Source organism: Pseudomonas kurunegalensis (assembly GCF_030291635.1).
In the GTDB taxonomy this organism is placed as follows: Bacteria; Pseudomonadota; Gammaproteobacteria; order Pseudomonadales; family Pseudomonadaceae; genus Aquipseudomonas; species Aquipseudomonas monteilii.
The window spans coordinates 1-12,377 of sequence record NZ_CP127871.1 but is presented as its reverse complement, the minus strand read 5'-3'; the positions used below and the strand labels follow the sequence as shown (position 1 = coordinate 12,377).

The window sequence follows — 12,377 nt, the reverse complement described above, 5'->3', positions numbered from 1 at the left end:
TGCAACCTCGGGCCTGTTTTTTATTCTTGTCCCGATCCATCTTAGTGAGTAATTTCGTGGAGGAAACACGAGATTTCGCGCAGCCGCTGTGCGTTTTAGCACAGGGGCAAGCCTGGACAGGCCCATTCGCGGGCCGGAACGAACTGCCAAAAAGGATCAGCATGTTCGACTGGAACGATCTACGGTTTTTTCTTGAGCTGCAACGCAGCGGCCGTCTGTTGACCGCCGCCAAGCGCCTCAACACCACCCACAGTACCGTGGCTCGGCACATCGAGAGCATCGAGCAAAGCCTGGGCACCGCGCTGTTCGTGCAGCATGCCCAAGGCTACGAGCTGACCCCCTCGGGCCAGGCCTTGCTCAAACACGCCGAAGCCATGGAAAACGTCGCGCTGTTGGCCCAGGAAGAAATCACTCAGGCCATCACCCCGTTGGGCAAGATTCGCCTGGGGGTGACCGAAGGCATCGGCATCATGTTCTTCACCCCTCGCATGAACGCGTTGTTCGAGCGCTACCCCGGCCTGGAAGTGGAGCTGGTCGCCGTACCGCGTTTCGTCAGCATCCTCAATCGAGAGGCAGAAATCAGCATCCACCTGGAACGGCCCAATGCCGACCTGCTGATCACCCGCAAACTCACCGATTACCGCCTGGCCCTGTACGCCAGCCAGGACTACCTGGACCGCGCACCGCCCCTGCGCAACCGCGAAGACCTGGCCAGGCACAGCTGGATCGGCTACGTAGACGACCTGCTGTTCAGCCAGGAACTGCTGTTTCTGAACAGTTTCTGCCGGGCGCCGAATGTGGTGTTTCGCAGTACTAGCGTAATCGCCCAACAGGCCGCTGCCCGTGCCGGCCTGGGCATCGCCGTGCTGCCCAACTACATGGCTCGCCACGACCCGACGCTGGTGCGCGTGCTACCGGGCGAGACCATCCAGCGCAGCTACTGGATCTGCACCCGGCGCGAGTTGCACAAGTCGGTGCGCCTGCGGGTGGTGTGGGACTACCTGCTGGCGCTATGTGCGGCAGAACAGCACGAATTGCTAGCCCAATAGTGCCTTGCCGGCCAGCAGCAAGGCCGCCACCCAACCGGCCACTGCAAACATCTGCTGTAAACGCGGCCCGGCCAGCCTGGCCGTCAATGGCCGTGCCAGCAGCAAACCAAGCACCGCGCCGGCGGCGAACGGGGCGCCTACCTGCCAATGCATGACCCCCGCCAGGCTGGCGCTGACCACACTGCCGGTGGATACCAGGGCGATTACTGCCAGCGACGTGGAAACGATGCTGGCCATGCGCAGGTTGGTATAGCGGTTCAGCGCAGGGATGATGACGAACCCTCCACCCACACCCAACAGGCCGGACAGTAACCCGGACAACGCCCCGGTGAATGCCAGGGCGCGCGCGCAGGGAAGGGTCCAGCGCAAACGGCCCTGCAACGGGTTCAACACACAGGGTTCGATGTAGCGATGGGCGTCATTGGCCTCACCGCGCAGCTCCTTGGCAGCCTTGCGCCAGATACGCAGGCAGGCATACACCAACACACCCGCGAACACCAACTGCAAGGGTGTGTTCGGCAAGCGGTGCGCCAGCATCAGCCCGAACGGCGCGGCAACCACACCCACCATCGCAATGAACAGCGCCGCCCGATAACGCACCAGCCCCTGTCGTAGCCCCAGCACCGCGCCAACCGCAGCAGCCAGGCCTACGGCCAGCAGGCCGACCGGAGCGGCCTCCACCATCGACAGCCCCAGCCCGAACACCAGCAAAGGCACTGCGAGAATGCCACCGCCTGCGCCGGTCAATGCCAGGACCGCGCCGATGATCGCGCCCAGGCCCGCCCCCAACAATTGATGTTCGATCACTTCCCACCCTCTGCACCCAACGGCTGCGGCCGAGCCAGCCACTCGCGGCCCTTCAGCATGCCTTGCCAGTACAACGGTGGCAGCGCTTGCGCCTTCAGCAACCAGGCCAGGCGCGTTGGTTTGCGGCCATCCAGCAGCCAACTGGGGAAGCTCGGTGCCAGCTTGCCGCCATAGGTGAACTCAGCCAGGACGATTTTGCCGCGCTCTACAGTCAGCGGGCACGAGCCATAGCCATCGTACTGGGCGAGGGTAGGCAACCTGCCCAATGCCACCAACACGTTGTTGGCCACGACCGGCGCCTGCTTACGGGCAGCCGCAGCAGTCTTGGCATTGCTGGTGTTGGCCACATCACCCAGGGCATGGATGTTGATGTACTTGCGGTGGCGCAGGGTATGCGGGTCGACATCGACCCAGCCCGCGCTATCGGCCAAGGGGCTTTCACGAATGAAGGCCGGCGCCACCTGGGGTGGGACCACATGGAGCATGTCAAAGGCCTCGATGTGCGTTTCGCTGCTGCCGTCGGGCAGGGTGCACACGAAAGTGGCGCGCTTGTTCGGGCCATCCACGGCCACCAGTCGGTGGGAGAAGTGGAGGTCCACGGCGTATTTGTCTATGTACTTCATCAGCGCGGGCACATAGTCCGCCACACCGAACAACACAGCGCCAGCATTGAAGAAGCTGGCTTTCACCGCTCCCAGATGGCCGTGGCGTAACCAGTGGTCGCAAGACAGGTACAACGCCTTCTGCGGCGCGCCCGCACATTTGATCGGCATGGGCGGCTGGCTGAATATGGCACGGCCTTGCTTGAGCTTCTGCACCAGCTCCCAGGTATAGGGCGCCAGGTCGTAGCGGTAGTTGGAGGTGACACCGTTGCGGCCCAGGGTTTCGCTGAGCCCGTCAATGGCCGCCCAGTCCAGCGTAAGGCCAGGGCAGACTACCAGCTGTTCATAGCTGATGGCGCGACCGTCCTCGAGGACGACCAACTGGCCCAACGGATCGAAAGCCTGCACCCGCGCCTTGACCCAGCGTACCCCGCGCGGAATGGTCGAGGCCATGGTGCGGGCGGTGCTCGGAGCCTTGAACACACCGGCACCGACCATGGTCCAGCCGGGTTGGTAGTAATGCACTTCGGCGGGGTCGATCAAGGCAACGTCCAGCGACGGGTCACGGCTTATCAGGCTGGAAGCGGTAGCGATACCGGCGGCACCGGCACCGACGATGACCACTTTGTGATGGTCGATATTGGCAGGGGACAACAAGGCAGGCATGGCGGTAAATCCTGGAAATCTGATTATGGGGCAGGGCGGTTACAGCGTGTTCAGCGGAATCTTCAGGTAGCTCACGCCATTCTCTTCCGGCGCGGGGAACTGGCCGCTGCGCATGTTCACCTGCACCGAAGGCAGGATCAGCACCGGCATGTCGAGGGTCTTGTCGCGCGCTTCACGCATGGTGACAAAACTGTCTTCGTCGATGCCCTGATGAATGTGGATGTTGCTGGCGCGCTGCTCGGCCACGGTAGTGACGTACTGCATGTCGCGGCCACCCGGCAGGTAGTCGTGGCACATGAACAGCCGTGTCTGGTCGGGGAAAGCCAGCAATCGACGGATCGAGCGGTACAGGGTGCGGGCATCGGCACCCGGGAAGTCACAGCGGGCAGTACCGTAGTCGGGCATGAACAGGGTATCGCCGACAAACACCGCAATTTCGCCAGCGTCTTCGATCATGAAGCTCATGCACGCGGGCGTGTGCCCCGGGGTGTGCAGTGCACGGGCATGCAGGTTGCCAATGCGAAAACCTTCCTCGTCTACGAACAGTACATCGAACTGGCTGCCATCCCGGGCAAAGCCAGGCTCAGCGTTGAACAGCGCACCGAACACTTTCTGCACCTGGGTGATGTGAGCACCGATAGCGGTGTGTCCGCCCAGCTTTTCCTTCAGGTAAGCAGCCGCCGAAAGGTGGTCGGCGTGTACATGGGTTTCCAGCACCCAGCGCACGCTGGCATTCAGTTCGGTCACGCGTGCGATGAGGCGATCCGCCGATGTGCTGCAGGTGCGCCCGGACTTGGGATCGTAATCAAGCACGCTGTCGATCAATGCGCACTGCCGGGTTTCACGGTCCATGACCAGGTAGCTGATGGTCGAGGTCGCCTTGTCGTAAAAGGCGTCCACGTGAAGGTTGTTGCCGATGATCATCACGTTCTCCAATTTATCCGCCCCGCCTTGTAAGGCGTAGGCAGTAACAGGAGGTTTATCAAGATGCATGCCAGGCTTTTTAACGTGCTTGGGCCAATGAAACCGGCCTACTGCAAACAACTGGCAGCAATACTGGCAGCCCATGTGGCAGTCGACTGTCAGCCAATGGCAGTGTTTGGCAGTCCTTGTTACCCTGCGCCGGTCATCCAACGGTGCCGTCATGCCTGAAGCTCATCCCCTTATCCTAGCGCTGGTTTCCTACCTTGAGCACGATGCCCTCCCGGCCATCGTGCTGGACACCGACTACAACATCCTGGCCGCCAACGCCGCCTATCGCCGCCAGTTCGGCCACCACGAGCAAGCCCCGTTGGGCGAAAAATGCCACAAGGTCTCGCATCACTACGCCGTGCCCTGCGACCAGGCCGGCGAGCATTGCCCGATGCGCAAAGCCTGGGACAGCAAGGTGCCGGAGCGGGTATTGCACATTCATCACACACCACGTGGCCCCGAGCATGTCGATGTCGAACTGCGCCCGATCCTGGATGAGCAGGGCAGGGTGGTGGCCTTTGTCGAGCGCCTGACCACCATCACCCTCGCGTCAGCGCAACCTCAGGAGCAGGGCTTGGTCGGACGCGCGCCAGCCTTCAAGGCCGCCTTGGCCAGCCTGCAACGTGCGGCGCCAGCGCAGATCCCGGTATTGCTACAGGGTGAATCGGGTAGCGGTAAAGAGCTGTTCGCCCGTGCGGTGCATATGGGCAGCCCCAGAGCCAACGGCCCGCTGGTGGTGGTCGACTGCACTGGCCTGACCGAGTCGCTGTTCGAAAGCGAGTTGTTCGGTTATGAAAAAGGCGCGTTCACCGGCGCCAACCAACGCAAGATCGGCCTGGCCGAGGCGGCCCATGGAGGCACCCTTTTTCTCGACGAAATCGGTGAGGTGCCGCTGGCGATGCAGGTGAAGCTGCTGCGTCTGATCGAATCCGGCAGCTTCCGCCCGGTGGGCAGCCTGCGCACGGTGCACTCGGACTTCCGCCTGGTTTCGGCCACACACAAACCGCTCAAGCAAATGGTCACGCAGGGCACCTTCCGTGAAGACCTGTATTACCGCATCAGCGGTTTCCCCATTCGCCTGCCTGCGCTGCGCGAGCGTGTAGAAGATCTGCCACTGCTCGCGCAAAGCCTGTTACAGCGAATGGCTGGCAAGCCTACGCCCAGCCTGAGTGAGGATGCCTTGCAGCAGCTTGGGTTACATCCATTTCCGGGCAACATCCGCGAGTTGCGTAACATTCTGGAGCGCGCCCGTTTGTTTGCCGATGACGGGCTGATCCGGCCAGAGCATTTGCCGGAAGATATCGGGCCTGACGAGGTGGTCAAGGGACGCGGCCGTCGCAATGCCCTGGGTGAACTTGCGCAGGCGCTGGAGCAGTTCAAGGGCTCACGCAGTGAGCTGGCCAGTCATCTTGGCATGAGTGAGCGCACGCTGTATCGCCGCTTGAAATCGCTCGGGCTGAACTAAGCGTACGCCAGACTTTACCGGACCTTTACCTGCGCCCTGACATTAAAGGGCAAAAATCGTGGTCTGATCAGTTATCCGAATCTGGCAGTCAGTGAACGCCAGGCGTTAACAGGCAGAGGACCGTCTCAAATGAAGAAAACCCTAACCGTGATCTGCGCCGCGCTCATGCTCAGCGCACCGTTGGCCAGCTTCGCACAACCGGGCCCACCCGACCGGCATGATGATGGCCCATCGCACCAAGGCAACCCGCCGCATGGCCAGCCAAAGCAGCAGGGCCGCCATGACAACGGCCGTGCACCCGATTACCGCAACCCGAACTTCCGCCCGCAGCAGGGCATGCCGGTGCCTCACCAGCAGTGGCAACGAGGGCATGTGGTTGACCCACATTACCGTGGCGACCGCTACTGGGTGACTGACTGGAAAGCCCGCCACTTGTATGCGCCACCGCGTGACCATCGCTGGTTGTATGTGAATGGCGACTACGTGCTGGTGGCTATTGCCAGTGGTGTGATCGTTAACATTCTCAGCGGTTACTGATTTTCAGACACTAAAAAGCCCGCATCAGCGGGCTTTTTAGTGCGTGGCGGATCACACCTGATCAGAAGTCCAGGTTCGACACCGACAGCGCGTTGCTTTCGATGAAGTCACGGCGCGGCTCGACCGCATCACCCATCAGGGTGTTGAAGATCTGGTCGGCTGCGATCGCATCTTCGATGGTGACCTTGAGCATGCGGCGCACGGTCGGGTCCATGGTGGTTTCCCACAGCTGCTCAGGGTTCATCTCACCCAGCCCTTTATAGCGCTGGATGGTGTGGCGCTTGGTGGTTTCGTTCATCAGCCAGTCCAGTGCTTCCTTGAACTCACTGATCGCCTTGCGGCGTTCGCCACGCTGCACGTATGCACCGTCACCCAACAGAGTGGCGAGCTTGGCACCCAGGTTAACAACCGAGCGGTAGTCGTTGCTGCCGAAGAAGTCGCGGTTGAAGGTGACGTAGCTGGCCAGGCCGTGGGAGGTCACTTCCACTTCCGGCAGCCATACGTTGCGCTCCTTGTCTTCGCGCAGGCTGGCCTGATACACCAGGCCCGACTTCTGGCTGTTGCTCAGGCGCTCCTGGAACTTGACCAGCCAGGCTTGCATCGCAGCGTGGTCACCCAACTGCTCCACGGTCACTTCCGGCAGGTAGATGAAGTGCTCGGTGATGTCTTCCGGATACAAGCGCGACAGGCGCTTGAGGGTTTTCATCACGCCGCGGAACTCATTCACCAGGCTTTCCAGCTGCACACCGGAAACCGCTGGCGCCGACTCGTCCAGGTGCAGGCTGGCATCTTCCAGGGCCGACTGGGTCATGTACTCTTCCATGGCCTCGTCGTCCTTGATGTACTGCTCCTGCTTGCCTTTCTTCACCTTGTACAGCGGTGGCTGGGCAATGTAGATGTAGCCGCGCTCGACCAGCTCCGGCAGCTGACGGAAGAAGAAGGTCAGCAGCAGGGTGCGGATGTGCGAACCGTCAACGTCAGCATCGGTCATGATGATGATGTTGTGATAACGCAGCTTGTCGATGTTGTACTCTTCGCGGCCGATACCACAGCCCAGCGCGGTGATCAGCGTGCCCACTTCCTGGGACGAGATCATCTTGTCGAAGCGCGCTTTCTCGACGTTGAGAATTTTACCCTTCAGGGGCAAGATCGCCTGGGTACGACGGTTACGGCCTTGCTTGGCCGAACCACCGGCGGAGTCACCCTCCACCAGGTACAGTTCGGAAAGGGCAGGGTCCTTCTCCTGGCAGTCGGCCAGTTTGCCTGGCAGGCCGGCGATGTCCAGCGCGCCTTTGCGGCGAGTCATCTCACGGGCTTTACGTGCTGCTTCACGGGCACGGGCGGCGTCGATCATCTTGCCAACGACAGCCTTGGCCTCGTTCGGATTCTCCAGCAGGAAGTCGGCGAAGTACTTGTTCATCTCCTGTTCCACGGCGGTTTTCACCTCCGAGGAGACCAGCTTGTCTTTGGTCTGCGAGCTGAACTTGGGGTCCGGCACCTTCACCGAGATGATCGCGGTCAGGCCTTCACGGGCGTCGTCGCCAGTGGTTGCCACCTTGTTCTTCTTGGCCAGGCCTTCCTGCTCGATGTAGCTGTTCAGGCTACGGGTCAGCGAGGAACGGAAGCCCACCAGGTGAGTACCGCCGTCACGCTGCGGAATGTTGTTGGTGAAGCACAGCAGGTTTTCGTTGAAGCTGTCGTTCCATTGCAGAGCAACTTCAACACCCACGCCATCGTCACGCTGGACGTTGAAGTGGAACACCTGGGAGTTGACCGGCGTCTTGTTGGTGTTCAGGTATTCGACGAATGCGCGCAGACCGCCTTCGTACTTGAAGAACTCTTCCTTACCGCTGCGCTCATCCTTCAGCAGAATGCCAACGCCCGAGTTGAGGAACGACAACTCGCGAATACGCTTGGCCAGGATGTCCCAGCTGAAGTGAATGTTCTTGAAGGTTTCAGCCGAAGGCTTGAAGTGAATGTGGGTACCTGTGGTTTCACTGTCACCGACAACCGCCATAGGCGCTTGAGGAACACCGTGAACGTAAGTCTGTTCCCAGATTTTGCCGCTACGGCGAACGGTCAGCACCAGCTTCTCGGACAGGGCGTTCACGACCGAAACACCTACGCCGTGCAGGCCGCCGGATACCTTGTAGGAGTTGTCGTCGAACTTACCGCCGGCGTGCAGCACGGTCATGATGACCTCGGCTGCGGAAACGCCTTCTTCTTTATGCACGTCGACCGGAATGCCGCGACCGTTGTCGCGCACACTGATGGATTCGTCCGGATGGATAATGACGGTGATGTCATCGCAGTGACCGGCGAGGGCTTCGTCGATGGAGTTGTCGACCACCTCGAAGACCATGTGGTGCAGGCCGCTACCATCATCGGTGTCGCCAATGTACATGCCGGGACGCTTGCGTACGGCATCCAAACCTTTCAGCACCTTGATGCTGGAGGAGTCGTACGTTTGATTTTCGCTCATGCCTTCACTCCCGATGGTCGTGGGTCTGGGTGATACGGCCTTGTTCCACGTGGAACAAAGCAACTGGCGTTTCCGTCTGCCAGCCTTCCCTCAGTAATTCTTGATCTACACAGGTGATGAACACCTGGCAGCGTAATTCTTCAAGCAAGCGGCACAGCGCGCGGCGATGCTGGTCGTCCAGTTCGGACGGCAAGTCATCCACGAGATAAATACAATGACCGCGGCGAGCCTGACTAACGAGGTGGCCCTGGGCAATGCGCAATGCACACACCACCAGCTTTTGCTGACCACGCGACAGGATGTCGGCTGCATTGTTGGCAGCCAGACGAAGACGCAGATCAGCACGCTGCGGACCGGCCTGGGTATGGCCCATCTGCTGATCGCGAAGGAGAGAGGAGGCGAGTACTTCTTGCAGTTCCCGGTCCTTGTCCCAGCCTCGGTAGTAGCTCAGGGTCAACCCGTCCAGCTCGACCAGTTCGCTCAGGGTTCGCTCGAAGACGGGCTTCAAGGCCTTGATGTAGTTGCGACGGTATTCATCTATTTCCGCGCTGGCCAGGCACAGTTCCCGGTCCCAGGCGGCTTGCGAAGCTGGGTCAAGTGTACCATGACGCAACCATGAGTTCCGCTGCCGCAGCGCCTTCTGCAGCCGCTGCCAGGCTGGCAAGAAGCGAGGTTCCACGTGGAACACCCCCCAATCCAGAAACTGGCGACGAATTTTCGGGGCACCTTCCAACAGGCGGAAACTGTCTGGGTTGATGAGCTGAAGCGGTAACAACTCCGCCAGTTGCGCCGCGCTGCGCGCATTCTGCCCATCGATGCGAATAGTGAACTCCCCCTGGCGCTCCCGGGAGACGCCCAGGTTGCTGGTGCCACCCTCGGTCAACTGCACTTCACCAAACACGGTACAGACAGCCTGTTCGTACTGGATCACCGGGTTCAGGCGTGTGCTGCGGAAAGAGCGCGCCAGCCCCAGCAAATGCACAGCCTCAAGCACACTGGTCTTGCCGCTGCCGTTGGCGCCATAAAGTATGTTGATACGGGGGGAGGGTAAGAGAGTCACCGGGTGCAAATTGCGCACCGCGGTGACCATGATACGTCGAAGGGACATGTCGCCTGCTATGGGTTACAGGCGCATCGGCATGACAACATAGGAAGAATCGTCATTGCCCGCTTCCTGCAGCAGGGCACTGCTGTTGGAATCCGAGAGGATCAGACGAACTTGCTCAGTAGTCATTACGCCCAGCACGTCGAGCAGGTAGCTGACGTTGAAGCCGATTTCCAGCGAGCTACCTTCGTAGTCCACGCTGATTTCTTCCTCTGCTTCTTCCTGCTCCGGGTTGTTGGCCTGGATCTTCAGTTGGCCAGCAGCCAGTTGCAGACGAATGCCGCGGTACTTTTCGTTGGAAAGAATCGCGGTACGGCTGAAGGCTTCACGCAAGGCCTGGCGGTCACCGACCACCAGCTTGTCGCCGCCCTTGGGCAGTACGCGCTCGTAGTCCGGGAACTTGCCGTCCACCAGCTTGGAGGTGAAAGTGAATTCACCGGTGGTGGCACGGATGTGATGTTGGCCCAGCACGATGCTGACCATGCCTTCCGGGTCCGTGAGCAAACGCGCGAGCTCCAGGATACCTTTGCGTGGCACGATGACCTGATGGCGATCATCTTGCTCGATCGGCGCGGTCATGGAGCACAACGCCAGGCGGTGACCATCGGTGGACACTGCGCGCAGGGTGTTGCGGGACACCTCCAGCAGCATGCCGTTCAGGTAGTAGCGCACATCCTGCTGGGCCATGGCGAAGCTGGTGCGCTCGATCAGCCGGCGCAGCTTGCTCTGTTCCAGGTTGCAGGTCAGCGAGCCCGGGCCTTCTTCCACCGTCGGGAAGTCATTGGCTGGCAGGGTGGACAGGGTGAAACGGCTACGGCCGGCCTTGACCAACAGCTTCTGCTCGTCGACCTTGATATCGATCAGGGCGTCGTTCGGCAGGCTTTTGCAGATGTCCATCAGCTTGCGTGCCGGGACAGTGATTTCGCCGGGCTCAGCCGGCTCTTCCAGTTGCACGCGGCCTACCAGTTCGACTTCCAGGTCGGTACCGGTCAACGACAGTTGCTGGCCTTGCACAACCAGCAATACGTTGGACAGGACCGGCAAGGTCTGACGGCGCTCGACGACACCGGCGACCAGTTGCAGGGGTTTCAACAGGGCTTCGCGTTGAATGGTGAAATGCATGGTCTAGTCCCTTGCCTTCAATTAGCTGCGCAGACGGCCATCAGGTCGTCAGCGTCCGCAGCAGGTTCTTGTAGTCCTCGCGGATGTCCGCGTCGGATTCCTTCAGTTCGTTGATCTTGCGGCAGGCGTGCAGCACGGTCGTGTGGTCGCGACCACCGAACATGTCGCCGATTTCCGGCAGACTGTGGTTGGTCAGCTCCTTCGACAGGGCCATGGCCACCTGGCGTGGACGAGCGACAGAACGTGAACGCCGCTTGGACAACAGATCAGAGATCTTGATCTTGTAGTACTCGGCGACGGTTCGCTGAATGTTATCCACACTGACCAGTTTGTCCTGCAGCGCCAGCAGGTCTTTCAGCGACTCGCGAATCAGTTCGATGGTGATATCGCGGCCCATGAAGTGCGAGTGGGCGATCACCCGCTTCAAGGCACCTTCCAGCTCACGCACGTTGGAGCGGATGCGCTGGGCAATGAAGAAGGCCGCATCATGCGGCAGCTCGACCTTGGCCTGGTCGGCCTTCTTCATCAGGATGGCCACACGGGTTTCCAGTTCGGGTGGCTCGACGGCCACCGTCAGGCCCCAGCCAAAGCGCGACTTCAAGCGCTCTTCCAGGCCTTCGATCTCCTTGGGGTAACGGTCAGAGGTCAGGATTACCTGCTGGCCGCCCTCAAGCAGGGCGTTGAAGGTGTGGAAAAACTCTTCCTGCGAACGCTCTTTACGGGCAAAGAACTGGATATCGTCGATCAGCAACGCATCCACCGAGCGGTAGAAGCGTTTGAATTCGTTGATAGCGTTCAGCTGCAGAGCCTTGACCATGTCCGCGACGAAGCGCTCCGAATGCAGGTACACGACCTTGGCGTTCGGGTTCTTCTTCAGCAGGTGGTTACCCACAGCATGCATAAGGTGGGTTTTACCCAGGCCCACACCGCCATAAAGGAAAAGCGGGTTGTAACCATGCTTGGGGTTGTCCGCGACCTGCCAGGCAGCCGCACGCGCCAACTGGTTCGACTTACCTTCGACGAAAGTTTCGAAGGTGAAGGTACGGTTCAGGTAGCTGGTGTGCTTGAGCGCACCTTCAACCTGCACGGTGCGCTGTTCGGCCCGACCGCCAACGACGGGTGCCGCAGCCGTTTCGGCCATGGCATCGAAGCTGTCGCGTGCGGACGGTTCGGCAAGATCCTCGACCAATACCGGCTCGGCCACCGGCACTGCAACAGGTTCGACCGCAGCTACCGGTACAGGCTTGTGCGCCTGGCCTTGAGCCAGCGAGGCAGCCACGGCCGCACTGACCGGTGCGTTGGGCGCAGCACGCGGAGCCGAACTGCGACGGCTACCTATCAACAAGGAAAGGGCAGGCGCAATACCGCTGCCGTTTTCGCCTAGCAGCTCGAGCAAACGACCCAGGTACTTTTCATTGACCCAATCGAGAACGAAACGGTTAGGCGCATAGACGCGCAACTCGTCGCCTTCGGCTTCGACCTGTAGCGGACGGATCCAGGTGTTGAATTGCTGGGCAGGCAGTTCATCGCGCAGAAGCTCCACGCACTGCTGCCAAAGTTCCACTGACAC

Annotated in this window: 10 protein-coding genes; 3 read left to right on the top strand and 7 right to left on the bottom strand. The window is 60.5% G+C overall.

What is annotated here, in order from left to right; genetic code table 11:
* Positions 1 to 161 precede the first annotated feature (161 nt).
* Positions 162 to 1,049 (top strand): LysR family transcriptional regulator, encoded by an 888-nt coding sequence (locus tag QQ992_RS00050; RefSeq protein ID WP_060499867.1) that lies wholly within the window; start codon positions 162 to 164, stop codon positions 1,047 to 1,049.
* On the opposite strand, the gene QQ992_RS00045 is transcribed toward QQ992_RS00050, so the two are convergent.
* Genes QQ992_RS00045 through QQ992_RS00035 form a run of 3 tightly spaced genes read right to left on the bottom strand, consistent with a single transcriptional unit; the run spans position 1,038 to position 4,048 of the window.
* A complete protein-coding gene (locus QQ992_RS00045; RefSeq protein ID WP_028699546.1) occupies positions 1,038 to 1,856 on the bottom strand; it encodes a sulfite exporter TauE/SafE family protein in 819 nt (272 codons plus the stop codon). The two genes, QQ992_RS00050 and QQ992_RS00045, sit on opposite strands and share 12 nt — an antisense overlap.
* The gene (locus QQ992_RS00040) at positions 1,853 to 3,124 is read right to left on the bottom strand and encodes an NAD(P)/FAD-dependent oxidoreductase (protein WP_286111853.1); all 1,272 of its coding nucleotides are present in this window, start codon (positions 3,122 to 3,124) and stop codon (positions 1,853 to 1,855) included. The genes QQ992_RS00045 and QQ992_RS00040 overlap by 4 nt, the downstream gene beginning before the upstream one ends.
* A gap of 39 nt (positions 3,125 to 3,163) precedes the next feature.
* Positions 3,164 to 4,048, bottom strand: coding sequence for an MBL fold metallo-hydrolase (locus tag QQ992_RS00035; protein WP_286111851.1), 885 nt, complete (start codon positions 4,046 to 4,048; stop codon positions 3,164 to 3,166).
* A gap of 220 nt (positions 4,049 to 4,268) precedes the next feature.
* Between QQ992_RS00035 and QQ992_RS00030 the strand changes: the two genes are divergently transcribed.
* Positions 4,269 to 5,561 (top strand): sigma-54 interaction domain-containing protein, encoded by a 1,293-nt coding sequence (locus QQ992_RS00030; RefSeq protein WP_286111849.1) that lies wholly within the window; start codon positions 4,269 to 4,271, stop codon positions 5,559 to 5,561.
* Positions 5,562 to 5,690: 129 nt separating this feature from the next.
* The gene (locus QQ992_RS00025) at positions 5,691 to 6,098 is read left to right on the top strand and encodes an RcnB family protein (RefSeq protein WP_105947111.1); all 408 of its coding nucleotides are present in this window, start codon (positions 5,691 to 5,693) and stop codon (positions 6,096 to 6,098) included.
* Positions 6,099 to 6,159: 61 nt separating this feature from the next.
* On the opposite strand, the gene gyrB is transcribed toward QQ992_RS00025, so the two are convergent.
* Genes gyrB through dnaA form a run of 4 tightly spaced genes read right to left on the bottom strand, consistent with a single transcriptional unit; the run spans position 6,160 to position 12,377 of the window.
* Entirely contained in the window at positions 6,160 to 8,580 is a 2,421-nt protein-coding gene (gene gyrB / locus QQ992_RS00020) for a DNA topoisomerase (ATP-hydrolyzing) subunit B (RefSeq protein ID WP_105947112.1), read from the bottom strand.
* A gap of 4 nt (positions 8,581 to 8,584) precedes the next feature.
* Positions 8,585 to 9,688, bottom strand: a complete 1,104-nt coding sequence (gene recF / locus QQ992_RS00015) for a DNA replication/repair protein RecF (protein WP_286111847.1) — start codon at positions 9,686 to 9,688, stop codon at positions 8,585 to 8,587.
* A gap of 15 nt (positions 9,689 to 9,703) precedes the next feature.
* Positions 9,704 to 10,807, bottom strand: a complete 1,104-nt coding sequence (gene dnaN, locus QQ992_RS00010) for a DNA polymerase III subunit beta (protein ID WP_016712777.1) — start codon at positions 10,805 to 10,807, stop codon at positions 9,704 to 9,706.
* 40 nt (positions 10,808 to 10,847) lie between these two features.
* A complete protein-coding gene (dnaA, locus tag QQ992_RS00005; protein WP_286111844.1) occupies positions 10,848 to 12,377 on the bottom strand; it encodes a chromosomal replication initiator protein DnaA in 1,530 nt (509 codons plus the stop codon).